Annotated in this window: 22 protein-coding genes and 1 tRNA gene; 9 read left to right on the top strand and 14 right to left on the bottom strand. The window is 72.9% G+C overall.

Going from position 1 to position 26,742, the window contains the following annotated elements; genetic code table 11:
* Window positions 1-118: 118 nt before the first annotated feature.
* The 7 genes from ACZ6X9_RS20360 to ACZ6X9_RS20330 form a co-directional block, all read right to left on the bottom strand.
* Window positions 119-1,339 carry a cytochrome P450 family protein gene (locus ACZ6X9_RS20360; RefSeq protein WP_469779396.1) on the bottom strand — a complete coding sequence of 407 codons (1,221 nt, stop codon included), beginning with the start codon at window positions 1,337-1,339 and terminating at the stop codon, window positions 119-121.
* 85 nt (window positions 1,340-1,424) lie between these two features.
* Entirely contained in the window at window positions 1,425-2,675 is a 1,251-nt protein-coding gene (locus ACZ6X9_RS20355) for a cytochrome P450 (RefSeq protein ID WP_469779395.1), read from the bottom strand.
* A 521-nt stretch (window positions 2,676-3,196) separates the two neighbouring features.
* Window positions 3,197-3,802 (bottom strand): GTP-binding protein, encoded by a 606-nt coding sequence (locus ACZ6X9_RS20350; RefSeq protein WP_469779394.1) that lies wholly within the window; start codon window positions 3,800-3,802, stop codon window positions 3,197-3,199.
* A complete protein-coding gene (locus tag ACZ6X9_RS20345; protein WP_469779393.1) occupies window positions 3,783-4,253 on the bottom strand; it encodes a DUF742 domain-containing protein in 471 nt (156 codons plus the stop codon). Before ACZ6X9_RS20345 ends, ACZ6X9_RS20350 begins: the two co-directional genes overlap by 20 nt.
* Window positions 4,250-4,654, bottom strand: coding sequence for a roadblock/LC7 domain-containing protein (locus tag ACZ6X9_RS20340; protein ID WP_398272643.1), 405 nt, complete (start codon window positions 4,652-4,654; stop codon window positions 4,250-4,252). Before ACZ6X9_RS20340 ends, ACZ6X9_RS20345 begins: the two co-directional genes overlap by 4 nt.
* A complete protein-coding gene (locus tag ACZ6X9_RS20335) occupies window positions 4,651-6,774 on the bottom strand; it encodes an ATP-binding protein (RefSeq protein WP_469779392.1) in 2,124 nt (707 codons plus the stop codon). Before ACZ6X9_RS20335 ends, ACZ6X9_RS20340 begins: the two co-directional genes overlap by 4 nt.
* 167 nt (window positions 6,775-6,941) lie before the next feature.
* Window positions 6,942-7,574, bottom strand: coding sequence for a polysaccharide deacetylase family protein (locus ACZ6X9_RS20330; RefSeq protein ID WP_469779630.1), 633 nt, complete (start codon window positions 7,572-7,574; stop codon window positions 6,942-6,944).
* A 536-nt stretch (window positions 7,575-8,110) separates the two neighbouring features.
* On the opposite strand from ACZ6X9_RS20330, the gene ACZ6X9_RS20325 reads away from it, so the two are divergent.
* The 4 genes from ACZ6X9_RS20325 (at window position 8,111) to ACZ6X9_RS20310 (ending at window position 10,751) form a co-directional block, all read left to right on the top strand.
* A complete protein-coding gene (locus ACZ6X9_RS20325) occupies window positions 8,111-8,584 on the top strand; it encodes a hypothetical protein (RefSeq protein WP_469779391.1) in 474 nt (157 codons plus the stop codon).
* A 13-nt stretch (window positions 8,585-8,597) separates the two neighbouring features.
* Window positions 8,598-8,894 carry a hypothetical protein gene (locus tag ACZ6X9_RS20320; protein ID WP_469779390.1) on the top strand — a complete coding sequence of 99 codons (297 nt, stop codon included), beginning with the start codon at window positions 8,598-8,600 and terminating at the stop codon, window positions 8,892-8,894.
* A 91-nt stretch (window positions 8,895-8,985) separates the two neighbouring features.
* Window positions 8,986-9,906, top strand: coding sequence for an ABC transporter ATP-binding protein (locus ACZ6X9_RS20315; protein ID WP_469779389.1), 921 nt, complete (start codon window positions 8,986-8,988; stop codon window positions 9,904-9,906).
* Window positions 9,903-10,751 carry a hypothetical protein gene (locus ACZ6X9_RS20310; protein ID WP_469779388.1) on the top strand — a complete coding sequence of 283 codons (849 nt, stop codon included), beginning with the start codon at window positions 9,903-9,905 and terminating at the stop codon, window positions 10,749-10,751. Before ACZ6X9_RS20315 ends, ACZ6X9_RS20310 begins: the two co-directional genes overlap by 4 nt.
* A 207-nt stretch (window positions 10,752-10,958) precedes the next feature.
* On the opposite strand, the gene ACZ6X9_RS20305 is transcribed toward ACZ6X9_RS20310, so the two are convergent.
* Window positions 10,959-11,031 (bottom strand) — tRNA-Arg (locus ACZ6X9_RS20305).
* A gap of 483 nt (window positions 11,032-11,514) precedes the next feature.
* Here ACZ6X9_RS20305 and ACZ6X9_RS20300 point away from each other — a divergent pair.
* Complete coding sequence (locus tag ACZ6X9_RS20300) at window positions 11,515-13,698, top strand: tetratricopeptide repeat protein (RefSeq protein ID WP_469779387.1); 2,184 nt, start codon at window positions 11,515-11,517, stop codon at window positions 13,696-13,698.
* 292 nt (window positions 13,699-13,990) lie between these two features.
* Here the strand turns inward: ACZ6X9_RS20300 and ACZ6X9_RS20295 are convergent, their stop codons facing one another.
* Both ACZ6X9_RS20295 and ACZ6X9_RS20290 read right to left on the bottom strand, forming a co-directional pair.
* A complete protein-coding gene (locus tag ACZ6X9_RS20295) occupies window positions 13,991-16,042 on the bottom strand; it encodes a hypothetical protein (RefSeq protein ID WP_469779386.1) in 2,052 nt (683 codons plus the stop codon).
* Window positions 16,043-16,184: 142 nt separating this feature from the next.
* Window positions 16,185-17,447: a M6 family metalloprotease domain-containing protein gene (locus ACZ6X9_RS20290; protein ID WP_469779385.1), complete on the bottom strand. Its 1,263-nt coding sequence runs from the start codon at window positions 17,445-17,447 to the stop codon at window positions 16,185-16,187.
* A gap of 258 nt (window positions 17,448-17,705) precedes the next feature.
* Between ACZ6X9_RS20290 and ACZ6X9_RS20285 the strand changes: the two genes are divergently transcribed.
* Window positions 17,706-18,371, top strand: a complete 666-nt coding sequence (locus tag ACZ6X9_RS20285; protein ID WP_469779384.1) for a TetR/AcrR family transcriptional regulator — start codon at window positions 17,706-17,708, stop codon at window positions 18,369-18,371.
* A 264-nt stretch (window positions 18,372-18,635) separates the two neighbouring features.
* The gene (locus tag ACZ6X9_RS20280; protein WP_469779383.1) at window positions 18,636-20,156 is read left to right on the top strand and encodes an MFS transporter; all 1,521 of its coding nucleotides are present in this window, start codon (window positions 18,636-18,638) and stop codon (window positions 20,154-20,156) included.
* 353 nt (window positions 20,157-20,509) lie between these two features.
* Here ACZ6X9_RS20280 and ACZ6X9_RS20275 read toward each other — a convergent pair whose 3' ends face one another.
* Complete coding sequence (locus tag ACZ6X9_RS20275) at window positions 20,510-21,016, bottom strand: MarR family winged helix-turn-helix transcriptional regulator (RefSeq protein WP_469779382.1); 507 nt, start codon at window positions 21,014-21,016, stop codon at window positions 20,510-20,512.
* A gap of 260 nt (window positions 21,017-21,276) precedes the next feature.
* Here ACZ6X9_RS20275 and ACZ6X9_RS20270 point away from each other — a divergent pair, with 260 nt between their 5' ends.
* On the top strand, window positions 21,277-22,035 hold the full coding sequence (locus tag ACZ6X9_RS20270) for a dioxygenase family protein (RefSeq protein ID WP_469779629.1): 759 nt from the start codon (window positions 21,277-21,279) through the stop codon (window positions 22,033-22,035).
* Window positions 22,036-22,105: 70 nt separating this feature from the next.
* Here ACZ6X9_RS20270 and ACZ6X9_RS20265 read toward each other — a convergent pair whose 3' ends face one another.
* Both ACZ6X9_RS20265 and ACZ6X9_RS20260 read right to left on the bottom strand, forming a co-directional pair.
* A complete protein-coding gene (locus ACZ6X9_RS20265; protein WP_469779381.1) occupies window positions 22,106-23,194 on the bottom strand; it encodes a questin oxidase family protein in 1,089 nt (362 codons plus the stop codon).
* Window positions 23,195-23,402: 208 nt separating this feature from the next.
* On the bottom strand, window positions 23,403-23,864 hold the full coding sequence (locus tag ACZ6X9_RS20260; protein WP_469779380.1) for a hypothetical protein: 462 nt from the start codon (window positions 23,862-23,864) through the stop codon (window positions 23,403-23,405).
* Between the two features lie 655 nt (window positions 23,865-24,519).
* Between ACZ6X9_RS20260 and ACZ6X9_RS20255 the strand changes: the two genes are divergently transcribed.
* On the top strand, window positions 24,520-25,518 hold the full coding sequence (locus ACZ6X9_RS20255) for a sigma-70 family RNA polymerase sigma factor (RefSeq protein ID WP_469779379.1): 999 nt from the start codon (window positions 24,520-24,522) through the stop codon (window positions 25,516-25,518).
* A gap of 148 nt (window positions 25,519-25,666) precedes the next feature.
* Here the strand turns inward: ACZ6X9_RS20255 and ACZ6X9_RS20250 are convergent, their stop codons facing one another.
* The gene (locus ACZ6X9_RS20250) at window positions 25,667-26,674 is read right to left on the bottom strand and encodes a helix-turn-helix transcriptional regulator (RefSeq protein ID WP_469779378.1); all 1,008 of its coding nucleotides are present in this window, start codon (window positions 26,672-26,674) and stop codon (window positions 25,667-25,669) included.
* Window positions 26,675-26,742: the final 68 nt, after the last annotated feature.

Genomic DNA, 26,742 nt, shown 5'->3' with positions numbered 1-26,742 from the left:
CCACAGCTTCGCGGAGCGGGGAGGTCCGGCGGCAGGGCCGGGTGTGGGGGATCGGGCAGGACGAATGTCATGGGTGACGGGCCGTGGGGCGGGCGCCCCCGCCGTCGGCCCGTCGGCGTCAGCCGAGCAGCACCGGCAGCGTGCGGACGCTGTTGCTGACGAACGAGGGGAGCGGAGGCAGCTCCTCCGGCGCGGTGGCGGGGGAGAGGCCGGGGAAGCGGTCGAAGAGGGCCGGAAGGGCGACCTCCGCCTGCAACCGGGCCAGGGCGGCGCCGACGCAGAAGTGGGCGCCGTGCCCGAAGGTGAGATGGCGCTTGTTCTCGCGCCCGGTGTCGAAGTCGTCCGCCGTCGGCCCGTACTGCTCCGGATCCCGGCCCGCCGCCACGTAGGAGGCGAGGATCGCGTCGCCGCGCCGGATGACCGTCCCTTCCAGGGGGATGTCCTCCTTGGCGTAGCGCATCGGGAAGTGGCCGACGGGCGAGTCCCAGCGCAGGGTCTCCTCGACCACCGACGACCAGGGCGTCTCGCCGGAACGGACACGGGCGAGCTGCTCGGGGTGGGTGAGCAGGGCGCGTACCGCGTTGGTGACGAGGTTGAGGGTGGTGCCGTGGCCCGCGACGAGCATGAGAAGGAGGGTGCCGATCAGTTCCTCCTCGGAGAGCCGGTCGGCGTCCTCCCGGGCGGCGATCAGGTCGCTGACGATGTCCTCGCCGGGCGTCGCCCGCTTCTCGGCCACCAGCGCGGCGAGCAGGGCGAGCAGCCGGCGGCGGGTCACGACCACCTCGTCGGGCCCGGTGGCGCTGCTGGTCACGCTGGCGGAGAGAGCCCGGAACTCGTCGTACCGCTCCTCCGGGACACCGAGCAGGACGCCGATCGTCCGCATGGCCAGCGGGTAGGCGAACAGCGCCCGTACGTCCACCGGGCCGGGCGGCTGCGCGGCGAGCCGGTCCAGCAGTTCCCGGACGGTGGCCTCGACGGGCGCGCGCATCCCGGCGATGCGCCGGGGCGTGAACGCCTGCGTGACCAGGGTGCGCAGCCGCCGGTGGTCGCCCCCGTCGGCGGTGACCATCCCCGCCGGGGCCACGAAGTTGATCAGCGGCCAGCCCTCCGGTACCGAACCGTCCTTGAGAAGCGGCCAGTTGGCCGGGTCCTTGGCGACGCGCGGGTCGGTGAGCAGGTCGCGCAGGAGCCGGTGCCGGGTGACCACCCAGGCGGGTATCCCGTCCGGGAGCTCGACGCGGACGACGGGCCCGGTGTCACGCAGCCGCCGGATCTCCCCGTGGAGGTCGGCTCCGGTCACGTCCAGGCGGAAGAGCGGTGCGTCGGTGCGGGTGTCCATGACGGGCTCCATGACGGGCCTCCAGCGGCGGCGATGCGGTGCGGGACGGATGGGGGTCGGGATGGGGGTGGGCGGTGCGGACGCTCTATGGAATCGAGGTGCTGCGGGGGAGGGATGCGCTGTGGGAGGAGTGAGGGACGGGGGTGAATCGCACCGGCAGGGCGGTCAGGGCGCGGGCCCAGGGGGACGGCCGGTAGGCCAGCTCCCCGGCGGGCACGGCGAGCCGGATGTCGGGCAGGCGGTGGACGAGGGTGTCGACGGCGGTGTGCGCGATCACCCGGGCTTGGTCGCGGGCCGGGCACGTGTGCGGGCCCGCGCCGAACGCCAGATGGGAGCGGTTGCCCGGGACGATCTGCCCGTCCGGCGGCAGCACGGCGGGGTCGTGGTTGGCGGCGGCGATCCCGAGCAGCAGCGCGTCTCCCTCGCGCACGTCCTGACCGCCGAAGCGCAGGTCACGGGTGGCGTAACGGCCCGGGAAGTTCTGCACGGGCGCGTCCCGCCACAGCACCTCGTCCAGCGCCGCGTCCACGGTGAGCCGGCCACCGGTGACATGGGTGCGGAAGCGGGTGTCGGTGAGCAGCAGCCGTACCGTCGCCGCCGTCCAGTTGGCGGCGGGCCCGTTGCCCGCGACGATGATGACGGCCAGGTGGTGCAGGACCTCCTCGGGCGACAGCTTCTCGGGGTGCCCGAGCAGCCAGGACGTGAGATCGTCGCCCGGCTCGGCGAGCTTCCGGCGTACCAGGTCGCCGAGGATTCCCTGGAGCGCCCGGTTGGCGGCGGTCGCCTCCGGGCCGCTGTCCACCATTCCGCGCACAGCGGTGATCAGTTCGGGCGCGACCTCGTCGGGGAGACCGAGCATGCGGGAAGCGGCCCACAGCGGCAGTTGCTGCGCGTACTCGGTCAGGAGATCGGCCTCGCCGCGCGGGGCGATCGCGTCGAGCAGCATGTTCGAGAGCTGGGCGATGCTGCGGCGCAGCCGGTGCTGGTCGAGACGGGCGAAGCCGTCGTTCACGGCCCGGTAGAGCCTGCGGTGCTCGGGGCCGTCGGCGAACAACACGGTCGGCCGGTAGCCCATCATCGGCAACAGCGGCGAGTCGGGGCGGACCAGCCCCTCGCGCAACGCCCGCCAGCGGCGCGAGTCATGGGAGAAACACTCCTCGTTCCGGGTGACCTCCAGCAGCTCCCGGTAGCCGACGACCAGCCAGGCCGGAACGCCCGGCTCCAGCTCCACGGGGACGACGGGACCGTGCTCGCGACGGAGGCGCTGATAGAGGGCGTGGGTGTCGCCGGTGAGCACCTCGCCGTAGAGGGCGGCGGCGGGGGAAGGCGATGCCACCGCCTGCCGGGAGGACGCCGACGGAACCCCCGCGTCCCCGGCCGCCGTCCGGTGGGCCGGGCAGCCGGGCGGGGGAGCCGGGACGGCGGGAGACGTCCGGTGGGTGGAGGACGGGGGCGGGGGCGGGGGCGGGGGCGGGACGGTGGCCGGGGGGTAGGCCGGGGGCGCGGGGTAGGCCGAGCCTTGCCGGGACGCGGGGTGCCGTGGGCTTTTCGGGGGCGCCGGGGTCCCTGCGGCATGAGGTAGGTGCGATGGGATGGGGGTGTGCGGGGCGCGCGGTGAGACGTCAGGCAGGTGCGCCGGGATGCGCGGGCTGTTCGTGGAAGTGCCGGGTGGGTATGGCGGGGTGTGCGTGCCGTCCGTCGATGCGCCCGGTGGGTATGGCGAGGCGTGCGGGCAGTCTGTCGGGGTGCCGGGCAGGTGCGGCGAGGTGTGCGTGCTGTCCGCCGAAGTGTCCGGCCGGTATGGCGGGGTGTGCGAGCCGCCCTTTGAGGCGCCCGGCGGGTCCGGTATCGGTTCGGTCATGACGCCGGTGCCTCCAGCGACGCGGCGGCGGCCGTGTAGAGGTGGTCGACGAGCGTGACCAGCGCCCGCGCGCTCGACGTCCGGTCGCGGGCGTCGCAGAGCATCACCGGGGTGTCCGGCAGCAGGTCCAGTGCCTCCCGCAGCTCCTCCGCCGGGTACACCGGCGCGTCCGGGAACGCGTTGGCGGCGACGGCGAACGGGACGCCCAGGTCCTCGAGATGCCCGAGGACGTCGAAGCTGGCCTCCAGCCGGCGCGTGTCGATCAGCGCGAGCGCGCCCAGCGCACCGTGCGTCAGATGCCGCCACAGCGGGAAGAAGCGGGGCTGGCCGGGGGTGCCGAAGAGGTAGAGGACACGCCGCCGGTTGAGGGTGATCCGCCCGAAGTCCATGGCCACGGTGGTGGTGGCCTTGCCGGGCAGCACGTCGTCCACGCCCTGCCCCGCCTGCGTCATGGTCTCCTCGGTGCGCAGTGGCGGGATCTCGCTGAGCGAGCCGATGAGGGTCGTCTTGCCGACGCCCAGCGGGCCGGCGATCACGATCTTCACGGACGTGCGCACGGTGGGGGGAAGGTAGCGACCGCCGTCAGAGTTGGCGGAGTCCATCGAGTACCTCTTTCAGCAGGGCGGGATCGTGCCGGTCGGCGGCCGTGACCGGGGGACGGGCGACGACCAGGCCGGCGTCGAGCAGGTCGGCGAGCAGCACTTTGATCACCGCGACCGGCTGGCGCAGATGGGCGGCGACCTCCGCCACGGACAGCAACCGGACGCACAGGTCCAGGATTTCGGCGCACTCCGGGCTCAGGTCGGGTGCGTGTTCCCCGGGGAACACGGCGGTCCCGGTGGCTCGCGTGTCTCCCGTGAGCCCCGTGAGCCCGGTGATCCCCGTGCCCCCCATGGTTCCGGTGTCCCCTGTGCCTCCGTCGTCGCCACCGGCTCCGGCGCTTCCGGCGGCCACCACCAGGGTCTCCAGCGCGAGGGTGTCGCGGGAGGGGGCGACCCGGCCGCCGGTGATCACGTAGGGGCGTACCGGCCCCGCGCCCGTCGGGCCGCTCACGGAGTGGCGGTGCGGGCGCGGGGCGGGCTGCTGAGGTGCTGCCCTATGCGCACCACCATGTGCTGCATCTCCCGCGCGACCAGCCCGGCGTCCACGTCCGCCGCGGTGGCCACGGCCAGCGAGGCACCCGGCCCGGCGGCCACCAGGAACAGGAAACCGCCGTCGAACTCCACCATCACCTGGCGCGGCGTGCTCCCGTCGCCCGCCAGTTGCGCCGCGGCCTCGTGGCCGAGCGAGAGCAGGCCGGAGCAGATCGCCGACAGACGGTCGGCGTCGTCGGTGGATATGTCGGGCGAGCCGGCCAGCCGCAACCCGTCGCGGGACACCACGAGCGCGTGCCGCACCGCGGGCACCCGCAGGATGTCGGCGAGCAGCCACTCCAGATTCCCGTTCGTACTCAACGCGATTCCCTTTCGCTGTCGTTCGGCTCACAGGGCCGCGCCGGTGCTGCCGTTTCCGCTGCTTCCTCGGCGACCGCAGCGTCTGCCGCGTCTGCCGCGTCCGCCGCGTCCGCCGCGTCTGCCGCGTCCGCCGGGCCCGTCGTTCGGACGGACTCCGACGGGTCGACGTGGTCCGACGAGCCGTCGTAGTCCGACCGGCCGCCGAAGGCCGAGGCGGCACCGCCGGCGACCGCCGATCCGTCGGCATCCGCCGGGACGGCGGAGCCCGAGTGCTCGGCTGAGCCCGCCGCCCGTACGGCAGAGTCCCCTGCTTCCGCTGCTGCACAGGCATCTGACGGACCGACCGGACCCTCGGCCTCCGCTGCCATTGTGGCCTGTGCCGTCAGGAGGCCCGCTGCCGCCTCCGCTTCCCGGCCGGTTCCGGCCCGCGCGGGCGCTTCCACGGGCACTTCCGCAGGTGCTTCCGCGGTCGCGTGCGACGTCGAGGCTGCTTCCGCTTCGGACGTCGCGGCGGTTGCCGCCGCCTCCTCGCGACCGAGCCGGGTCCCGGCCTGCAGGCTGCTCATGAAGGCGGCGGCCTGCTGCGGTGACCGTATGGGGTGCGGACGCGGCGTGGCCGTTGCCGACGGGCTCACCGGGGGTGGGACGGCCGCCGACGCCCGGTCCGCAGCCCGGCGGCTGCGCCGGCGGGGGAGACCGCCGGGGGTGACGGTGCCGGTGGTTCCCGAACCGCCGGCCCCGTGCCCGCCGTGCCCGCCCTGACCGCCGTGCCCGCCCTGACCGTCCCGGGTCCGAGTGCCGCCCGGGTGCTCCGCCGGCTCGGCACGTACCTGCTGCGGAAGCTCGTCGACCGGCCGGGCGTGCTGCTCACCCGGCACGTCGCCGGCCGGGACGGCGCCCCTTGGCGTACCAGGGAACCCCGGTACGCCACCGGCCCCGACGGCTCCATCCGTCGGAGCCGCCCCCGCCGCCGACGCGTGTCCGTACGACCGCCGCCGGGCCCGCTGCCGTTCGGCCCGTTCCCGTTCGGCCTGTTCCCGCAGCCCCGGCGCGCGCGGGGGCGCGGGGGTGGCGGGGGCCGTCGGTCCCTGGGTCAGCAGGGCGGACGGGACGAGGACGACGGCGCGGACGCCTCCGTACGCCGAGGGCGAGTCCAGCTTCACCGAGAAGCCGTACCGCCGCGCGAGGAGGCCCACGGCGGCCAGGCCGAGCTGCGGCTTCGCGCCCAGCCCGCGGCCCTGCGCCGCCGACTCGCCACCGAGGCGCAGCTCGGCCTCGGCGAGGTCCTGTTCGGTCATGCCCAGTCCGCCGTCGTCGATCTCGATCACGGCGCCGCTGTGCACCGGCCGGATGCCGACCAGCACGGTCACGGTCGGGGGCGAGTACCGCGTGGCGTTGTCGAGCAGCTCGGCGACCGCGTGGATCAGCGCTTCGACCGCGCGCGGTTCGACGGCGGCGTCCCGCGCGCCCTGGACGCGGACCCGCTGGTACTCGAGGATCCGCGACTGCGCGCCGCGCACCACGTCCAGCAGTGACACCGCCTCCGGCCACTGCCGCCCGGGCCACGCGCCGCACAGCACCTTCATCGTCTGCGCCTGCCGCGCCAGTTGCGCCGCCGCGTGGTCGGCGCGCATCAGACCGGCCATCAGCACCGGGTCCTCGGCACTCTGTTCCAGCACGTCGAGACCCTGCTGCTGGGCGAGGGCCATCACCTGGATGCGGTCCGCCATGACCAGGAACGCGGCGCGTCCGGACTCCGTACGGTCCCTCAACGCCCGGACGGCCTCCGCCGTCCGTTTCAGCAGTTCCTCGTGCCGGGCGGCGAGCGCGGCGGCCTCCGGGTCGCCTTCGGGCACGGCGTACAGCGGTCCCGGAACGTCGGCGTCCGGCGCGCCTTCCAGCGCCGCGGGCAACCGGACGTCGGTCAGATGCTCAAGCTCCTCCCGCCAGGCGCGCTGCCGGTCGCCCAGCCGGGACCCGTACTCCGTGGCGGCCGCCAGCTCCTCGCGCAACCGCGCCGTCACGCGCCGGGCGCGGACCAGCAGCGGTGCGGCGATCACAGCGGCGGTGGCCGTGCCCGCGACCAGACCCAGGGACACGGCCTCCGTTATCGGCATCATCAGGCGGTTCCCGGGAGGCGAGCTGCAACTGGAGGACGGCCGTCAGGGTACGGGTCGGGACAGGGGTGGCGGAAGTGTTGGGTGTGTCCTGACGCTTGGTCGGATTCCGGACGATTTCTCCGCGTCCTCGACGAAATCGTCCTCGACGAAATCGTGCCCTGACGACGCTACCGGCCCACGCTCGTCCCGGGGCCGGAAGCAAGCAGCTTTTCGAGTGACATGAACCCGTACCCGCGGGCACTGATCGCGCTGATGAGCGCGGGCAGCGCGGTGGCGTCCACGGTCGACGGATCGGCCGAGCTGGTCCGGCCCACGTGCATCAGAACGATGGCGCCGGGGACCAGGGCGCTCAGCACGCGAGCGACGACGCTCCCCGTGCCGGCACCGCCGGCGGCGCCCTTCCACCCCAACGTGTCGACGGTCCAGCGGACGCAGGTGTACCCCAGGGCGTTCACATCGGCGACGCACTCACGGTCCACCTCCCCGTAAGGGAACCGGAACAGCCGTACCGGAGGCCGCCCGACCGCCCGCTCCACGGCGTGCGCGGCCGACCGCACCTCCTCCCTCCGCTGCTCTCGGGTCAGTCCGGGGAACGCCGGATGGGTCATCGAGTGATTGCCCACCGGGTGAATCCGGGCGATCCGCCGCGCGGCGGCGGTATGCGCCGAGGCAAACCTCCCGGTCATGAAGAACGTGGCAGGCACCTCGTACTCCCCCAAGGTTCCCAACACCGCGTCCACACCCTCATCCCCGCTCCCGCAGTCAAACGTCAGGGAAACCTTCCGCTCACTCGTCGGCACCACGGTGAAGTCCCGCCCCACCAGCCGTCCGGGCAATCGCTCTTGACCCCACGCCCCACTGCCGCCCACCCCGACCGCGGCTCCGATCCCGCCCCCGACCCCCAGGAGAGCCGCCCGCAGCAACCCCCGCCGACTCAGCCACCGTCGACCACCATCCCCGCCCAAGCGCCCGCCCTCCCGACAGAGTCCCCGAAACCGATCACCCTGCCGTGCCCCCACCTCGCCTCGTGCCCGGCTCGCCACCCCACCTCACCAGGTTGACGCCCCAGCACAGGCCACCCCTGCCGAACCCCTCACCCGAACGAGGGGAGCCCGGCCGCGCGCTTCCTTAAGGGACCAGTTGACCAAAAGTCAACCCTTGACCAGTCAGATGTTGATCAAGATATATTCCCGAGAGTCCGTTCGTTATACAACGAGAGGGCAGTGATCCGGAATCCGGATCACTGCCCTCTCGCGCGGTCGGGCGTCCGCGCCTCAACAGGTTTTGGCGAGCCACGTCAGGACGCGGATGCCCTTTCCACAAGGAGCGATTTTACGTGAACCACAAGACCCTGCGCGTTTCCGCGGCCGCGGCCATGGCGGCCCTGGCCTTCGGTGTGGCGGCGCCCGCCGCTCACGCCGCCGAGGCGCGCCGTGTTCCCACCGCCCTGTCCGTTTCGGGCCTGCCGGCACAGCTCAGCGCGGCCCAGGCCCGCCAGTTGCTCACGTCCCCCGAGTTCGTCGCCGAACTCGGGGACGAGGGCCGCGCCTCGGTGCGGGCCGTCGCGGACGGGGCGACTTCGCAGGGAGTGCGGAGCAGCGCGGCCGGCAGCGCCGGTAAGGCTCTGCTCAACCTCATCAAGAAGCAGGGACCCAAGTTCTTCAACTCGGCCAAGTCCGCTGCCAAGAACGGGACCAAGGCGTTCAACAACTGGTTTAAGGGCCTGCCTTGGTACCACCCCGTGCGCATAGCGTTCACCGCGAGCGGTGCGGACGTGATCGACTGGGTCGTCCGCCAGTTGGCAGGCTGAAGCCTTCACCGTGATGCACCGCACTGAGCCCACCACCGTCAGAAGGAAGTCGCCGGAGGCGAACCTCTGGAGTTCGGCACTCGTCTTCTCCTGTCTGTGTCTGCTGTCCAGATTCGGGCGCACAGCGGAGCTGCTGGACGCGTTCGACGGCATCACCGTGGTTCTCTACGCGCTGGGCTGGGCGGGCCCCGTCATCGCTCTCGCGTGGTGCGCGACGAGACGGCGCAAGCCCTGGAATGGCGCTGTGATACCGGTTGCCGTCCACACCGCCATGGGGCTGTTCCTGTGGACGCTCCTCGGATGGACATGACGCCGGCGGACCGGTGACCCGTCAAGCGAGCGGACCGGCCACCGACCGGTCCGCTCGCTCCGGTACATGCCCGTCGAAAGGCACTGCTGCTTTGCCCGAACCGCACCGCCCCCCGCACGCACCGCTCGAGGTCACCGGCCTCGGCAAGTCCTACAAGAGAAAAGCAGTGGTCGACGGGGTGTCCTTTTCCGTCCCCGCGGGCTCGGTGACCGGCTTGCTGGGAGCGAACGGCGCCGGTAAGACCACAGCCCTCCGGCTCATTCTCGGACTCGCCCGCGGTGAGGGCACGACCGTGTTCTTCGGACGCCCGCTCTCCGACTGGCACCGTCCCGGGGAAATAGTGGGTGCCGTACTCGGCGGCACGTTCGGTCACCCCCGCCACCTGCTCCGCGACCACCTCGCCATGGTGGCGTACGGACTGGACGTTCCCCGGCGGAACGTCGTGGACGTGCTGACGCGCGTGGGCCTGGAGAAAGCGGCCGGCCACCGACTGGGGCAGTTGTCCCTCGGTATGGCCCAACGGGCGGGCCTGGCCCAGGCCCTGCTGGGCAATCCCCGCATCCTGATTCTCGACGAACCGTTCAACGGCCTGGATCCGCATTCCATCGCCTGGCTGCGCGGCACCCTGCGGACTTTCGCCGAAGAGGGGGGCACGGTCCTGCTCTCAAGCCATCTCCTCGGCGAAATAGAGCAGATGGCCGACAGGGTTCTTGTCATGGCGCGGGGGCGCCTTGTCGCCCAGGCCACGGCATCGGAAATCGCCGCCCGGGTCGGGCGGCACGCTGTGGTCGAGAGCCCGGAAATGGACCGACTGACGGCTGCCCTGACCGAGAACGGCGCGAGTGTGGAACGTGTGGACGCCACACGCGCCCGCGTCATCGCCGTCGACCGGCGCGAGGTGGGACACCTCGCGGCACGTCTGGGTGTTCCCCTGTACTGGCTGGGCGAGGAGGCCGCGTCGGTCGAGGACTTCTACCTGTCGGTCGCCGAAGAGGAGTTCAAAGCCCGGTGACAACGCCAACCCTTCTCCCGCCCTGGCCCTCCGGCCCGCACGCCTCGTGTTTCCGGCGAGCGCTCCGCTACGAGTGGAAGCGGCTGTGGTCGCTTCGCTCCCCGTGGATCCTCTCCGCTCTCGTCGGCCTCATCGGCGTCGGAAACGGAATCGACATCGGGCTCAGCGACTATTCCCTCTCCGCCCTGGCGGACGTCCTCCAGTTTTCTCCGCTCGCCTCACAGGCCCCGATGTCCGGGCTGCTCCTCTTCATCCTCGGTACGACGGCCATCTCCACCGAGTACACCCACCGAGCGGCCCGCACCACCTTCCTCACGCTCTCCTCCCGGCGCACCGCCTACACCGCGAAGATCACGGTCACCTCGGCCACAGCCGTGACCGCGTCGCTGGGGGCCTCGCTGCTCAGCGCGCTCATCGGCAGCACCCTCCTCGCGGCCCGCGGCAGGCCCCAGCCCGACTGGACCGGACTGGCCACTCCACTCACCGTCTTCGCTGCCGTCATGTTCTGCTGGCCCGCGATCGCCGCAGGCCTCACCGCCCTCCTCCGGCGTCGCGTCCCGGTGATCGTGTTCCTGCTGCTCTGGCCCCTGATCCTGGAACGCCTCACGGGCATCCTCCTGAGCAAGATCCCGGGGCTCGCCGGCATCTCCGACCACCTCCCCTTCGCGGGCGCACGAGCCGCCCTGTACTGCGTACGCGGACAAGGCGGCGACGAAGACGCGGCGTTCACCCAAGCCCTGCTCGGCAGCGGCGTCTCCCCCGGCCTGGGGCTCGTGATCTTCTGCGGATTCACAGCATGCCTCGCCATCGCCGGCGGCGTGGCCTACACCCGCCGGGACGTATGACCGAGACGTACGAACCAGGACATACAAGAACGACCGCCCCGGCACTCCCGCTCCCGCACGGACCCGCCGAGCGGGAGGGAGGCCGGCCGTCTCGTTCCCCACCGGTCCGGCGAGGCCTCGCGGCGTCCACGACGGAGACGCCGCCGATGTGCCCGCACACACGCCGAAGGGGCACCCGGAAACATTCCTGGGTGCCCCTTCGCGCGGTGCCCCCGGGCAGATTCGAACTGCCGACACCCGCTTTAGGAGAGCGGTGCTCTATCCCCTGAGCTACGGAGGCGGGGGGACGGTACCGGGGAGGACCGGGGACCGCCGGTGGGGGTGGCGGGTCGGTCCAGTCGGTGGGTCCGGGGCTAGCCTACCGGGTTCCGGGGGCGGCGGGGAGGGTGGGGCGAAGGTGGTGGGGGCCTGCGGGGTGTGTGGAAGGCGTGTGGGGGTGGTGAGCGCACCGATAGCGTGTTGCCCCAGGTCGAGTCGGGGAGGGGCTGTGGATCCGATCAGTGTGGAGGCCGTGCTCGGGGCCGTGGAGACGGCCGCGTCAGGGGCGTTGGGCGGGGCCGCGGGGGAAATGGGGCGTCGCGCCGCCGAGGGGCTGGCGCGGTTGCGAAGGCGGGAGCGGCGGGGTGGGGAGGACGAGGGTGGGAGCGGAAGCCCTGGTGGGGTGGGGGCCGGGGGGAACCGGAACGGAAGTCCTGGCAGGGGAGGGCCCGAGGGGAATGTGAGTGGCGCGGACGCGGGTGGGCCGCCCGTCAGTCTTGACGATGTGCGGCGCGTCGCCGAGGCGCTGAGTGCTCGCGCTCGGGCTCATCCGGACTTCGCCCGGGAGCTGCTCGCCTGGGTGCGGGAGACCGGAGCGCCGCGGCCCGGGGCCGCGAGCCGGCATGTGCCGTGGGTGCTGCCGCCCGCCAGCGGGGTGTTCACCGACCGCGAGCCGGTGGTCCTCGCGCTCGGTGAGTTGCTGGACGGTGCCGTTGCGGACGGGCCGGCGGCCTGCGTCGCCGTGCTCAACGGGCAGGGCGGGATCGGGAAGACCGCCACCGCGGTGCACTGCGGTCACCGGCTCAAGGACCGTTTTCCGGACGGGCAGTTGTTCGTACGGCTGGGTGGTCCCGCGGCGCGGGACGCCGTCCGGCCCGGGGAGGCGCTGGCCGTGCTGCTGGGGGATCTGGGCGTTCCGGCCGACCGGATTCCGGCTGACCCCCGGCGGCAGGAGAACCTCTACCGGGACCTCACCGCCGGGCGCCGGATGCTCGTCCTTCTCGACGACGCGACCAGCGAGGCCCAGGTCAGACCGCTGATCCCGGCCGCCCCCGGCTCGCTGGTGATCGTCACCAGCCGGTACCGGCTGGGCGGTCTCGCCGGTGATCCGGGGGCGCGTTTCCTTACCCTGGACCCGCTGCCGGAGGCCGACGCCGTCCTGCTGCTGGAACGGGTGGCAGGCGGCGGACGCGCCGGGGCGCACGACGCGGCGCGCATGGCGGCGGTCGCGCGGCGCTGCGGGAGGGTGCCCCTGGCGCTCTGCGAGACGGGCGCGCTGGTCGCCGCTCGCGCACACCTCACTTGGGAGACGGTGGAACGGCGGCTCGCCGGTTCCACGGGGAACTCGGAGGGTATGGACGACCGGAACGGGACGGACGCCGTCCGCCGCACCCACGATGTGACCTACCGCGAGCTGAGCCCCGAAGCGGCCCGGCTCTACCGCCTGTTGGGCGCCTGGCCCTGGCCGGAGACCGGCGTGGCCGCCGCCGCGCGGGTGGCGAACACCACCGAGGGCGCGGCCCGCGTCCTGCTCGAGGAACTGGCCGGCGTCCACCTCCTGCACGAGGTCGGAGAGGAGCGGTACCGCTTCCACGACCTCGTCCGCGCCGACGCCGAGCGGCGGGCCCGCGCCGAGGACGGACCCGCCGAGATCGCCGCCGCCGTCCGGCGCGCGGTCGTCTGGTACCTGGGGTACGCCGCCGCGGCCGACTTCCGGGTGCTGCCCGGCCGCTGGCGGCTGGGCCCCGCCTACGCCGACCTGAGGCTGCCCGCCGACCGCGCTCCCGACGACGGCCGGGCCGCCCTCGCCGAGCTGCGCCGCGAGCGCGAGAATCTCGCCGCGGCCGTCCGGGCCGCCGAGGCCTTCGGCTACGACGACCTCGTCTGGCAACTGTGCGAGGCCGCCTGGGGGCTGCACCTGCGGCTCGGTTTCCACGACCAGTGGGTCGACACCCACCGGCGCGGTGTGGCCGCCGCCCGCCGCCGCGCCGAGGAGTTCGGCGACGCGCGGGCCGTGGGGCGCATGCTCGCCCAGCTCGCCTTCGCCCACCTGGGCCGGGGCCGGTGGGACGAGGCCGAGACGGCGCTGCTCGAGGCGGCCGACGCCGACCGGGCCGCCGGTCACCTCCGCGGTCAGGCCACCGCCGTCGAATCCCTGGGGCTGCTGCGCCTGCGGCAATGGCGGTGGCAGGAGGCACAGGACTGCTTCACGACGGCCCAGGGGCTGCTGCGACGCATCGGGCCGGAAGAGGACGGCGCGGCGGACGTTCCCCGTGGGCTGGCCCTGCTCGAGGACCACATCGGCCGCGCCCTGCGCGGCGCCGGCCGGCACGCGGAGGCCGTCCGCACGCTGCACACGGCCCTGGCCATGTTCCGGGCCCTGCCCGTCCCCGACCCCTACAACGAGGGCCGCGTCTACATGAGCCTCGGCGAGACCCATCTCGCCGACGGCGACCCCGCCGCCGCCCGTCTCTGCCTCGACCGGGCCCTCGCCGTCATGGACCGCGAAGGCGCCGAACTCCAGCAGGCGGACGCCGCCGAGCTGCGCGCCCGCTGCGCCGAGGACGCCGAGCGACGGACCGACTTCCTGCGCCGGGCGGAGCGCCTGTACGAGCGGGGCGGCGACGCGGCCGGGCTGGCGCGCGTACGGGCGCGGCTGGAGGACGGTGACGGAGGGGCCGTGGGGTGAGGGCGGCTCGTCCGGGGCCCCGGTACTTCGGCCGCGCGTCGGTGCCGACGGGTGCTCCGGCGCCGCGGGGCGACGCCGCGGGCCGGCGCCGCCGGTACTTCGCCGTGTGTGGGTGCCACGGGTGTTCCGACGTCCGTCGGGGCCACGGGTACTCCGATGCTCGCCGGGGCCACGGGTATTCCGATGCCCGCCGGTGCCACGGGTACTCCGAGGCCCGGCGGCGTCGACAGGTGTCAGGTCTTACGTGTCAGGTATTACGGCTATGACGGCCGGGCGACCAGCGTGTGGCTCCTCAGACGCGTTCGACGGAGACCCGGTGCCGTACCGCACCCGTGACGACCGTCAGCTCGGCCGGAATGCCGTGGCCGTCGTTCAGCCAGGCGTACAGGGCCGACGCGTAGGCGGCCGGATCGCAGAGGTCCGGCCGGCCGTCGGTGCCCGGGGCGGCGGTCAGACGCAGCAGGTAGCCGGACCGGGTGCGGACGGTTCCCTGGTCGGGGCCGGTGAGGTACGCGGCGAGCCCGCAGTGCGGGTGCGATCCGGCGACCTCGGCGGCCCAGGCGGCAGGCGGGCCGAGCCGCGGGTCGTCGGGGGCGCCGGTGCGGAGGATGACGTCGGCGGTGTCCAGGTGGGACGCGTCGGGCGTGTCCTCGTGGACCGCTGTGTGGACGGCGTCCGCGTCGGGGTCCTCGGGCTCGTACGCGGGATCGGTGTAGCGGGCGACGGCGACCTCGGGCGGTTCGGTGCTCAGCACCCGGGTGAGGACGCGGACGGGAGCGGTCCGTACGGCGGGCCGGTGGGCGGGGAGGCGCAACCGGTCCAGGAGCGCGGGGCGCGCGGACGGCTCGGGGAGGCCCATGATCCGGTAGAGGACGTTCCGCAGCAGCGCCGCCGAGCGGCCGGGCGCCGAACTCGTCAGCTTCCCCAACTCGGCGTAGACGTGCGGATCGTGGGACTCGATCACCGAGGCTATCCGTTGCCGCAGGTCGTCCGACTCGCGCAGGCGCGGCGCGGTCCGGCCGAGCGCGGCGACGGGTGAACCGGGGTCGAGGTCGGCCTCCGGGAAGGAGCCGAGGAGCACGGGCCGGCCTATGGCCGCCGCGTAGTAGGTGACGCTGCCGTGGTCGCCGATCACGCAGTCGGCGGCGATCAGGGCCTGCCGCCAGTCCTCCAGCGGGTCCACCGGCGTCAGCCCCGCCTGCCGGGCCCGCTTCAGCCAGGCGTCCACCTGGCCTGGGCCGTGTCCGTACCAGATGTTGGGGTGCAGGACGGCGACCGTCCGGTACTCGTCGGCGGGTAGCTCGGAGGTCAGCCGGGACAGCAGCCAGGACAGCCGGTCGCCGGCGCCGTCGTCGGCTCGGCCCTTGCGCTCCGCTCGACCGTCCTCTGCTCGGCCGTTGCCCTCCGCTCGACCGTCCTCTGCTCGGCCGTCGGATCCGCCGTCCCCGAAGAGAGAGCGGGGCGCCCAGGTGGAGTTGAGGACGACGAGCCGCTGACCGGCGGTGACGCCGAACGCACGGCGGAAGCGGTCGCGCTGGGGGAGCGCTTCGAGGATGCGGTCGAAACAGGGGTCGCCCGCGAGTACGGCCGTGGGAGCCGCCTCCGGGCAGGCGGCGCGCAGGCGTCTTAGCTGCTCGGGGTGGGAGAGGACGGTCGCCGTCGCCAGCGGGCGTCCCTGGTGGAGCAGCCACTCCGGGCCGAGCCCGAAGACCGGCGCCGGTCGCACGCGGGGAGTCGGGCCGACGCCGCGTGCGGCCGGAGACCCGGCGAGGACTTCCACACCGCCGGCCCGCCCGTTCCCCTCCGCGAGGCCGCCGCTGCGCTGCGGACCCACCGCGCCGTCGCCCCGCCAAGCACCACGGCCCACACCCGAGGCTCCCGGCTCCCGGCTCCCGGCTCCCGGCTCCCGGCTCCCGGCTCCCGGCTCCCGGCTCCCGGCTCCCGGTGCGGCCAGCCTCTTATTGTATCCAACCCCGTGCGAGAGGACGACCAACTTCCCCTCGAAAACCTCCAGTTCACCCCCATAACTGGCCGAGATCACCACGTCGAAGGCCCGCGCCTCTTCCTTCGCCTGTTCCCACGGCAGTACCGGCAGTCCCGTCCCTGCCAGCAGCTCCGGCACCCCCGCGAGAAAAGGCGACGACCCGGTGCACGTCACGGCCATCTGCACCCGCAAGTCCCCGTCGAACAACGGCTTGACGTCGAGCAGGCGCGTGGCGGACGTGACGTTGTGGACGACGAACAGCACCCGCTTCACCCGCCCGCGCGTCACCCACCGCGCGGCATCCGCACCCACCGGAACCCGCACCCGCCCCTGCCCGCACACCAGCCCGCCGTCCAACACCCCCGGCCCCCTCTCACACCCGTCACAGACGGCACTCCCCACCGCCTCCGCCCGCCACGTTACTGCCGTCACGCCGGCCGCCGCGGCCTCTCCCCGCCGAACCCCTCCACCGCCCCGGCCATCCCGGCCACCCCCCAAGACCTCACCGCCGTGAACGCGTGACCTTGACCCGCCAGTTGCCTCGCGCGTCCGGGCCGAGGACGTCGATGGTGACGCCGTCGATGGTGCCGTGGCCTCCGGCCGGGTAGGGGGCGTCGCTCAGGCTTGCCGTGACGTTGGGATCTGTGGTGTAGCAGCCGCGGCCGTGGGGGGTGGCGTCGATGGCGCGGACGGGGCCGGTGCCCGAGGGGTGGTCGGTGGTGACGGTGGTGACGAGGATGCCCGGGCGGCAGACGGCGTGGTCGAGGGGGCCGCGGGTGCGGGCTTCCAGGGTGAGGGCGCGGTGGCGGGAGACGGGGACGACGATCAGCTTGGTGCCGCCGGGGGCGGAGGTGGGGGTGAGGGTGTAGGTGTGGCTGCCCGCGACGGTGACGCAGCGCACCTGCCGAGGGGCGAGCCAGCCCAGCTTCCACTTGTGCCAGGCGAGGAAGTCGTTGGCCGGTCCCCAGTCCTCGTCCATCGGGTCCCAGTGGCCGACCGGCGAGACGACGCGGTTGCCGTGCCCGGTGGCGTACAGGTCGGGGAGGCCGAAACTGTGGGCGTTCTCGTGGACCAGGACGCGGTACGGGCTGTCGCCCGTCTGGCGGCTCCATATGAACGAGATGTTCTTCAGGGTGGCGCCGTGGCGGGTGCGCAGGCCGGTCGGGGCTCCGGCGAAGGTCACGGAGCGGACGTCCTCGGTGGCCGGCGGGCCGGCGTCCGGGCTGGCCAGGACGTTGACGAGGTCGTAGCGGCGCAGGTCCACGCTGCCGTCGATGGCGGCGACGATCTCCTTGGCGAGCGCGTGGTAGCCGCTGTCGCTCCGGGTGTCGAACGGCGTGCCGCGCCGGATGCCGTACGCGGCGTACGGGCGTGCCATGCGGATCCAGCGCAGCAGGGGTGTGGAGCGGTAGTCGAGGCGCCCGTAGGAGCTGGCCCGGTAGAAGTCGGGGACGGCGGGGAAGAACTCGGCGTACCGCTTGCGCGGACTGCCCTTGCCCGGGGCGTCGGGGAAGTCGATGAAGAGGGTGATCGCCCGTACGGTCCCCCGGGAGCGGGCGTAGCCGCGTGGTGTGCGGGCGCTCTCCGAGACCGAGCGGGTGCCCGAGTGCAGGGCGCAGGGGCCGGACGGGGGACGGCCGGTGGGGTCCGGTCCGGCGGGTGCGACGGACGCCGCCGCCGACTCGTGGGCGCCCGCGCGGTCCGCCACCGGTGCGGTGAGGGCGACCAGCGTGACCGCCACCACGGGGATGGCCAGGGTTCTCATGCCTGTCACCTCCTGCCGGGTGACTAACACCTTGGGCCGTCGTACGTCCGTGCGCCCTCGGGGCTACGGCAAGCGGGGGATGCGGGTCGCTTCAAACGTGACGCAGGCCACGTCGAAGAATGTCGCGGAGGGGAAATATCCGGGGAGTCTCTCCCCGTTTTAGCTCTCGTCCCCGCACAAACGGGGAGTCCTTCCCCGTTTGACCGCGGGGCCTGATCGTTCCAGGGTCGAGCGGAGAGAAGAGAAGGGAGACTCGTCGTGACCACACCCCAGCCGCGGTTGCGCGCCGACGCCCAGCGCAATCGGGAGCGCATCATCGCCGCCGCCCGCGAGGTACTGGTCGAGCACGGGGCCGAGTTCTCCTTCGACAAAATCGCTCGACGTGTCGGGGTCGGCAATGCGACGCTGTACCGTCACTTCGCGGACCGCCGCGAGTTGATCCACCATGTCACCCTCTCGGTGATGGACCGCATCGCGGACCGGGCCGAGACAGCACGAGCCGAGGAGCCCGATGCTTTCCGTGCGCTGAGGCGGTTTGTTCACGCCGCGGCAGACGAACGGGTGGGCGCGCTCTGCCCGTTGCTCGACTCCGATGTGGATCGCGATCATCCGGATCTCGTCGAGGCGCGCGACCGGCTCGACCGGAACCTCCGGGAGCTCATGGCCGCCGCCCGCGAGGCAGGGCAGTTGCGTGCCGACATCGACGTGGGCGACCTCATGGTGGCCCTCACCCAGTTGACCAGACCGCTGCCGGGCAAGGGCTGCCTGGACTTCGACCGGTTCGTCCACCGGCACCTCCAGTTGTTCCTGGACGGCCTGATGACCCCGGCCCGCTCCGAACTGCCCGGCTCCGCGGCCACGCTCGACGAACTGCGCCACAACCGGCGGCAGGTCCGGCCCCGTTGTCAGACCCACCTGCCATAGTCCGACCTGTACGTCCTTCGTAGCCCGACCGCCGGCCCGAAACGCCGGCCCGACCCGCACGTCCTTCGTCAGCCTGCAACGCCAGCCCGACTCGTACGTCCTTCGTCAGCCCGAAACGTCAGCCCGACCCGCACGTCGTCGGTCGGCCGCCGGCCGCATCGTCCGTGTATCCGACGTCACGTGAACGCCCGTCACGTTCGCTTGCGCCGCACCGTCATTCCTTTGGATCTCGCTCACCTCTCCCACCGCTAGGCAGGCCCTTCCATGCCCGATATCACCACCCCGGATCCCCGGCGCTGGAAAGCGCTGATCTTCATCGCCCTGGCCCAGTTGATGGTCGTCCTCGACGCGACCATCGTGAACATCGCGCTGCCGTCAGCCCAGGCCGACCTCGGCATCTCGGACGGCAACCGGCAGTGGGTCATCACCGCCTACGCCCTCGCGTTCGGCGGACTGCTGCTCTTCGGCGGCCGAATAGCCGACCTGTGGGGTCGTAAGCAGACCTTCATCACCGGCCTCATCGGCTTCGCCCTGGCCTCCGCGCTGGGCGGTGTCGCCGTCAACACCGGGATGCTGCTGGCCGCCCGCGCCCTCCAGGGCGTCTTCGGCGCGCTGCTCGCGCCGTCGGCGCTGTCGCTGCTCGCCGTCAGCTTCACGGAGGCGAAGGAGCGCGCCAAGGCGTTCGGCATCTTCGGGGCCATCGCCGGTGGTGGCGGTGCCGTCGGCCTGCTGCTGGGCGGCGTGTTCACCGAGTACCTCAACTGGCGCTGGACGTTCTTCGTGAACATCCCCTTCGCCGCCGTGGCCGCCGCCGGTGCCGTGGCCGTCATCCACGAGCCCGAGGGCAGCCGCAACCCGTCGAAGCTCGACGTCCCCGGCGTCATCCTGGCCACCCTCGGCCTGGTCTCGCTGGTGTACGGCTTCACCCGCGCCGAGAGCGACGGCTGGACCGCCGGTCTGACGCTGACCCTGTTCGCCGCCGCGGTGGTGCTGCTGGTGTCCTTCGTCTTCGTCGAGGGCAAGGTCAAGTCGCCGCTGCTGCCGCTGCGTGTCGTCGCCGACCGCAACCGCGGTGGTGTCTACGGAGCGCTCGGTCTCGCCTCCATCGGCATGTTCGGACTGTTCCTCTTCCTGGTCTTCTACCTCCAGGGCATCAAGGAGTACAGCCCGATCACCAACGGTCTGGCCTTCCTCCCGATGATCGCCACCATGATCACCGGATCGACCCAGATCGGCGCGCGGCTGATGACCCGGGTCCCGGCCCGCTGGCTGATGGGCCCCGGCTTCCTGGTCGCGGCCATCGGCATGGCGCTGCTCACCCGGATCGACACCGACACCTCGTACGTGACGGGCATCCTGCCGGGCCTGCTGCTGATGGGTGCCGGTATGGGTACGGCGTTCATGCCGGCCATGAGCCTCGCCACGCACGGCGTCCAGGCCCGTGACGCCGGTGTCGCCTCCGCGATGGTCAACACCTCGCAGCAGGTCGGTGGCGCGATCGGCACCGCCCTGCTGAACACCCTCGCGACCAGCGCCAAGGACGACTACTTCACGTCCCACCAGGCGGGTGCCACCTCGAAGGAGGCCATCCAGGTGCTGGGCATCAAGGCGACGGTGCACAGCTTCCAGGTCGGCATCGCCTGGGCGACGGGCATCCTGACGCTGGCCGCCCTGGTGGCCGTGGTCTTCGTCAACGCCGGCCGTCCGAACGCCGCCACGGCCAAGGCCGGCGGTGGCGACGGAGAGGGCGCCGTCGAGGACGCCATTCCGGTGATGGCTCACTGAGGCCGAGCGGCTCATTGAGGCCAGCGGCTCACTGAGACCGAGGAGTTTCCACACGCCGAGCGACTCACTCGGACCGAGGAGCTTCCTCACGCCGAGTGGCTTCCCGCGGTCGAGCGGCTCACGCAGTCGAACGGCTCACTGAGGCCGGGAGCGGTCGCAGGCGCCGGGACAGGCGGGCCGAAGCCGAAGCCCCCGCACGGGATGTTCCGTGCGGGGGCTTCGCCGCGCCTGGGGACGGACTCCTCTGGCGGACTCGCCTGTCGAACCGCTCGCAGCCGCGACCGTCCGGTGGCACACCGACCGCCCGTCGGCGGCGTCGGCGGTGCGGGGGCGTGAGCGACGCCGGCGGTGGCTCAGCGCAGCCAGGGCAGGTCCGCGCCCGCCGGCTGGAGCCCGCTCGCGATGGTCGCGCAGATCTCGCCGAACTCCGCGACCTGCTCGGGCGTGAGGCGGTCGAAGATCGCGGCCCGTACCGCCGCGACATGGCCGGGCGCCGTCTTCCGCAGCACCTCGAAGCCCTCCTCCGTGAGCACCGCCACCTGCCCGCGCCGGTCGGAGGGGCAGTCCTCGCGCCGCATCCAGCCGTTCTTCTCCAGGCGCGCCACGGCGTGCGACAGCCGGGACCGGGTGATCTTGACCTGCTGGGCCAGTTCGGTCATCCGCATCCGGCGGCGGGGCGCCTCCGACAACTGGACGAGCAGGGCGTAGTAGATGTGCGGCATTCCCGCGTCGCGCTGGAGCTGACGGTCGAGGTGGTCCTCCAGGAGCGTGGTGGCGTGGAGGTACGCCTGCCAGGTCGCCTGCTCCTCTGCGGAGAGCCAGCGGGGCTCCGTCGGGTCCGTTGCGGGTTCGTTCCTCATGGCATCCACTGTTCCACTCGTCGGTCGGCTGGTCGGACCGCTGGTCGGTCGGCAGGTCGGACGGCTGATGGGGTGGCTGGTGCGCCGGCTGGTGCGCCGGTGGATCGGGCTGGCGCGCCGGCGCCCGCGGTGCGGTCCGACAGGATTCTTGAAGTCTAAATAAGTCAGAGCTAAAGTGGAGCTGTAAAGCTTGAAACTTCAAGCACAGTTCAGGAGTGACCGTGCAGGACACCCCGGCCCCCGTTCCGGTCACCGGACGGATGCCCGCCCTCTACCTCTCCCATGGCGCCCCGCCCCTCGCCGACGACGCGCTCTGGCCGGGCCAGCTCGCCGCCTGGTCGGCGGAGCTGCCCAGGCCGCGAGCCGTCCTCATGGTCTCGGCACACTGGGAGGAGGCGCCGCTCGCCCTGGGCGCCACCCGGACCGTGCCGCTCGTCTATGACTTCTGGGGCTTCCCGGAGCACTACTACCGCGTCCGGTACGCCGCTCCGGGCGCCCCCGGCCTGGCGGAACGGGTCCGCTCGACGCTGCGCGGCGCCGGCCTGCCCGTACACGACATGCCGGACCGGGGCCTGGATCACGGCGCGTACGTGCCGCTGGTCGAGATGTACCCGGACGCTGATGTTCCGGTGCTCCAGATGTCCATGCCGTCGCTCGATCCGATGCGCCTCATGGAGATCGGCCGACGGCTCGCGCCGTTGCGCGACGAGGGCGTGCTGATCGTCGGGAGCGGTTTCTTCACCCACAATCTCGCGGCCCTGCGCCACCAGGGCGGTACGCCGTCCTGGTCCGCCGAGTTCGACGACTGGGGGCGGGAGGCGCTGGAGGCGCAGGACGTCGACGCCCTGCTCGACTTCGCCCACAAGTCACCGGCGGCACACCTCGCGCACCCGCGCACGGAACATTTCGCGCCGCTCTTCGTCACGTTGGGAGCGGCCGAGGAGCAACTCGGCAGCCAGCGCAGTGTGATCGACGGCTTCTGGCTGGGACTCGCCAAGCGGTCGGTGCAGTTCGGCTGACGGGCCGGGGACCCGCCCGCCGCCCGGGAGACCGGGCGCCGGGCGGGGGCCGCCGAGGGCGCCGTGCCGCTCACGCGTTCCCCGGTGTGATCAGCTCGACGGCGCGAGCCGTGGCGGCCAGGGCCTGAGGCGCCGCGCCCGGGTCGGTGGCGGCGACGTCCAGCGCGGTGTCGGTGAACTTGATCGCGTGCTCGTCGCCGTGTGCCGCCGCGCGGGCGAAGGCTTCGCCTGCCGTGGTGGGCGCCCCGGTGACCGGTTCCGGTATCCCCGGCGCGGGGTAGGCGGCCGTCACCGAGGCGGCGGCCTCCCAGGCCGCGTGGAAACCGGCCGGCCACAGCTCGCGGGGGAGCGCGGGCAGCACGCGCAGCACGGCGTTGGGCGCGGTCGCCGAGTGGACGAGCATGACCGGTCCGCCGTGCGCCCGCTCGCCGTAGCGCACGACCGTCTCCCGCACGAGCTCCGCCAGCAGGCCGGGCACCTCGTCGGGACCGGCGGGCGGGCGCAGGGCGTTCGCGGCGGCCGGCCAGCCGGGGGTCTCCGGCAGCCGCGCGAAGCGGGCGCGGATGCCCTGCGGGGGGTCCGTGATGCCCGGCAGGGCCGTCAGCGCGGTGCCGACCGCCGCGGTCCCCGACGCCGTCACCGGCGCGACGAGCGGCTGGTAGCGGGCGGCCCAGTAGCCCAGGGCATGCCCCAGCTCGGCCAGCCGCGGCGCGGTCTCGTCCCCGTCGAGGAGCGTCCGGACGGCGTGCCCGGTGCGGATGACGGGGTGCGTCGAGCCGCCGGTGATGCCGGGCAGCAGCCGGGGCCACCACTCGGCGAACACGTCGCGCCACGGCCGTTCGGCCAGGACGCGGGTGAAGTGGTCGATCCAGTCCCCGAGCCGCGCGGGGTCGCCGAGTGCCGCACGCCACGGCACGTCGCGCGTACCGCCCGTACCCGCCCGTTCGTCTCCGGCGATCCGGACACCCGTGGGGCGCGGCAGGTCCTCCAGCTTGTGCCGGTAGCCGTCGAGCCAGCGGTGGACGCGCGGCGCGTGTCCGTTGCGGACGAGCGCCTCGACGGTCATAGGAGCGTGGTTGGTGAGCCAGCCCTCGCGTTCCGGTCCGTTCGCGTGGAGGCGTTCGAGCGCCTCGTCGAGTGTGCCGGTGGTGTCGGTCATGACGCCACGCTAGGTCGCTCCCGTCACTCCGGAAACGGTCTTCGGACGTAGACCTCCGGACTTCGGCCGCTCCTCGGCGGGCGGCCGGAGTTCGGCTCCACCGGCGGGTCGCCGTCCGTCATGCGGGTCGTCGTCCGTCATGCGGCGCGTCCGTCCGTCATGCGGCGCATCCGCCCGTCACGTGGCGCGTCCGTCCGCCGGGCGCCCTTCAGCGCCGGTGCCGTTCGTTCCAGTGGAAGAGGTTGTAGGACGCCAGGCCGATGAGGGCGGCGAAGCCGAGCCCGATGCCCAGGGAGCGGAGCCAGGAGCCGCCGGCGACGCTGTGCAGGAAGCCGAGGGTGCTGCCGGCGAGCGCGCCGTACGCCGCCGCGCGCACCTCGGGGATCATCGCGTTCCGCTCCCGGACCAGCAGGTGGCCGATGCCGGTCGCGACCGCCGCCGTCGCCAGGCCCAGCAGCCAGCCACCCGCCTCCGAGAAGCCGTTCTCGTGCGCGAGGAAGACGGTGTACAGGAAGAGGACGAACCCGAGGCCGACGGGCACGGCCCAGGTGGGACGGCTCCGGTCGGGGACCGGGCCCGCCCGCGTCCCGCGCACCGGGAGGCGGGCGCCCCTCGGCACCGGGCCGGGACCCTCCGGGGTGTGGTGGGGCAGGATCGCGTGCGTCGGCATGGCAGGGCTCCTCTCGTCCGTCCCCGGACGCGGGGGCCGCGGTCGCGGTCATCTGGCGGGGATGCCGCCGTGGCCGGTCGGAGCACCGCGGTCCGTCCGGGGGAACCGGCCCCCTGGACACCAGCGCACACCCGCGCCCGCCCGGCGGCAAGTGGATCAGCGGACGGGCTCGCTCCGTCCCCGCGCGCCGCGCCGTCCACACCTCGCCACACCCCGCCGAGCCGCGCCGCGTCCGGCTCGCCGTGCCGCACCGCACCCGTCCCCCGTCCGCGCAACCTCCCGGCCCCGGAGGCCGTCCTTCGGGGAAAGGGGGAGGAGGATCGCGGTGGCCGGGCGGCGGCGTTCCGCCGAGTTCTTCCGAGCGCGCGGGGAAAGCGCCAGAAGTGACGGCCGTCTCAAGGACGCGAAGGTCGCCGTGTACGGCGAGGGGCCCGGGACCCCCCGTGCACCGGCTCTGACCAGGACGTCCGCCGGTGCGTCCGGCATGCGTGCCCTGCGTGTGGCGGGACAGGGTACTGCATGATCGTAAAAAATAAGGCGTCCCCTGGGAATTCTGTCCGGATTGCAGTCGTTCTTTCCTTCGGACGGGTTCGCAGTGCGAGCCGCGACCGTCTCACGCAAGATCCCGCGACCGTCTCATCGCAAGGGAGTACGCATGGCAACCCGTGCCGTCGCCCGTCGTCAGCCCGAAGCCAGGGGTGTCGACGAGGCAAGCAGTGTTCGCGCCTCGAGCGGGGAGATCGCCGATCGCGACCTGGTCGGCATGTACCTGGACGAGATCGCGCGGACGCCCCTGCTCGACGCCGCCAAGGAGGTCGAGCTGTCGCAGGCCATCGAGGCGGGTGTGTACGCCCGGCAGATCCTGGACGGCCTGGAGTCCGGCGAGGCCGGGGGTGCCTCGCGCGAGGAGCTGGAGGCGATAGCCGCCGAGGGCGCCCGCGCCAAGGACGTCTTCATCAAGTCGAACCTGCGGCTCGTGGTCGCCGTCGCCCGCCGGTACCCGCGCAGCGGGCTGCCGCTGCTCGACCTGATCCAGGAGGGCAACGCCGGCCTGGTCCGCGCGGTGGAGAAGTTCGACTACACCAAGGGATTCAAGTTCTCCACGTACGCGACCTGGTGGATCCGCCAGGCGATCACCCGCTCGATCGCCGACCAGTCGCGCACCATTCGGCTGCCCGTCCACCTCGTGGAGGAACTGGGCCGCATCCGCCGGGTGCAGCGCGAGTTCAACCGGGAGAACGGCCGCGACCCCGAGCACGCCGAGATCGCCGCCGAGCTGGGCACCACGCCCGAGCGCGTCGGTGACGTCCTCGACTGGGCCCGGGACCCGGTCAGCCTGAACATGTCGGTGGACGACGAGGGCGAGACCCAGTTCGGCGACCTGCTGGAGGACACTTCCGCCGTGTCGCCTGAGCAGTCGGTCATCGCGCTGCTGCGCAGCGAGGAACTGGAGAGCCTCATCGGCCGGCTCGACCACCGGACCGCGTCGATCATCAAGGCGCGCTACGGGATCGAGGACGGGCGGGAGCGCACGCTGACGGAGGTCGGCAAGCAGCACGGGCTCACCCGGGAGCGGATCCGGCAGATCGAGAAGCACGCGCTTCTGGAGCTGAAGAAGATGGCTCACGACACCGGTTTCGACGCGGCGGCGTGACCCGGTTCGACGTAGCGGCATAAAAGGGCATATCCTTATAGATCGGACCCCGGCGCCTCCCCCCCCTGCGCCGGGGTCCTTCTCTTTCCCGGGGGTTTCCGGGTCTTTCGCCCTTGGTTCCCCGGGTCCGCCGCCCCTGCGGCCGGCCTCAGCCGTCGGCGTCCGCGGCCGCTCGGCTCCCGGGTTCTCCGGTCGCCCCACCCGCCGCCCGGGTGATCCGTTCCCCGAGTTGCCGGGTGTACGCGATCAGTTTCTCCGGCTCGTGCACCTCGAACTCGCAGCCGAGCATCGCCAGGTGCAGGGCCGCCCACTCGACGGAGTCGGCGCACTCCGTGTCCAGTCGGCACGTCGCGTCGTCGACCGCCTCGGGCGCCCCCATCCAGTGCGGCAGCCGGGCCGCGACGGCCGACGCGGGTGCGTGCAGCGTCACCACCATCCGCAGCTCCGGCTGCCGCCGGGCCGTGGAGCCGCTGATGAACTCCGCCGCGTTCTCCGCCGGCAGCTCGCGCGGCTCGAAGCGCGCGCCCGTCGGGAAGGGGTCGCTGACCCGGTCCACGCGGAAGGTGCGCCAGTCCTCGCGGTCGTTGTCGTAGGCGACCAGATACCAGCGACGACCGGTGCTGACCAGCCGGTTCGGCTCCACCAGCCGCTTGGTCTCCACACCCTCGCCGGTGCGGTACGAGAACCGCAGCCGCTCGTGACCGGTCGTGGCGGCGGCCATGACGGTGAGCGTCCGCGGGTCGACGGTCGCCCCGTCGCCCCAGGTGAGCGGCACCGTGGCGGCCTGCAGAGCGGTCACCCGGTGGCGGAGCCGGGACGGCAGCACCTGCTCGAGCTTGGCGAGCGCCCGCACGGACGCCTCCTCGATGCCCTCCACGGCGTGCCCGGCCCCGGCCCGCAGACCCACCGCGATGGCCACCGCCTCCTCGTCGTCCAGCACCAGCGGCGGCATCGCCGCCCCGGCGGCCAGCCGGTACCCACCGACGGCTCCCATCGTTGCCTGTACGGGGTAGCCGAGGTCGCGCAGTCGCTCGATGTCCCGCCGGATCGTCCGCGGGCTCACACCGAGCCGCTCGGCGAGTTCGCTGCCCGGCCATTCGCGTGGGGTCTGCAGAAGGGAGAGCAGATTCAGAAGCCGTACGGGTGTGTCGGTCATAACGCCAGCGTGCCAGGCATCTAGGACACAGCTTGACCTAGACGGGTTCTAGCGTGGGACACCCGGAA

This window comes from Streptomyces sp. NPDC052910, assembly GCF_055585605.1.
The sequence above is the reverse complement of the archived record's forward strand: the minus strand, read 5'-3'. Positions and strand labels throughout refer to the sequence as shown.

Coding starts and splice junctions, on each gene's coding strand:
- ACZ6X9_RS20360 (WP_469779396.1), bottom strand. CDS start 1,339: ATGGACACCCGCACCGACGCACCGCTCTTCCGCCTGGACGTGACCGGA.
- ACZ6X9_RS20350 (WP_469779394.1), bottom strand. CDS start 3,802: ATGGACTCCGCCAACTCTGACGGCGGTCGCTACCTTCCCCCCACCGTG.
- ACZ6X9_RS20335 (WP_469779392.1), bottom strand. CDS start 6,774: ATGATGCCGATAACGGAGGCCGTGTCCCTGGGTCTGGTCGCGGGCACG.
- ACZ6X9_RS20320 (WP_469779390.1), top strand. CDS start 8,598: ATGCACCGCACTGAGCCCACCACCGTCAGAAGGAAGTCGCCGGAGGCG.
- ACZ6X9_RS20290 (WP_469779385.1), bottom strand. CDS start 17,447: ATGAGAACCCTGGCCATCCCCGTGGTGGCGGTCACGCTGGTCGCCCTC.
- ACZ6X9_RS20280 (WP_469779383.1), top strand. CDS start 18,636: ATGCCCGATATCACCACCCCGGATCCCCGGCGCTGGAAAGCGCTGATC.
- ACZ6X9_RS20275 (WP_469779382.1), bottom strand. CDS start 21,016: ATGAGGAACGAACCCGCAACGGACCCGACGGAGCCCCGCTGGCTCTCC.
- ACZ6X9_RS20270 (WP_469779629.1), top strand. CDS start 21,277: ATGCCCGCCCTCTACCTCTCCCATGGCGCCCCGCCCCTCGCCGACGAC.
- ACZ6X9_RS20265 (WP_469779381.1), bottom strand. CDS start 23,194: ATGACCGACACCACCGGCACACTCGACGAGGCGCTCGAACGCCTCCAC.
- ACZ6X9_RS20260 (WP_469779380.1), bottom strand. CDS start 23,864: ATGCCGACGCACGCGATCCTGCCCCACCACACCCCGGAGGGTCCCGGC.
- ACZ6X9_RS20255 (WP_469779379.1), top strand. CDS start 24,520: ATGGCAACCCGTGCCGTCGCCCGTCGTCAGCCCGAAGCCAGGGGTGTC.
- ACZ6X9_RS20250 (WP_469779378.1), bottom strand. CDS start 26,674: ATGACCGACACACCCGTACGGCTTCTGAATCTGCTCTCCCTTCTGCAG.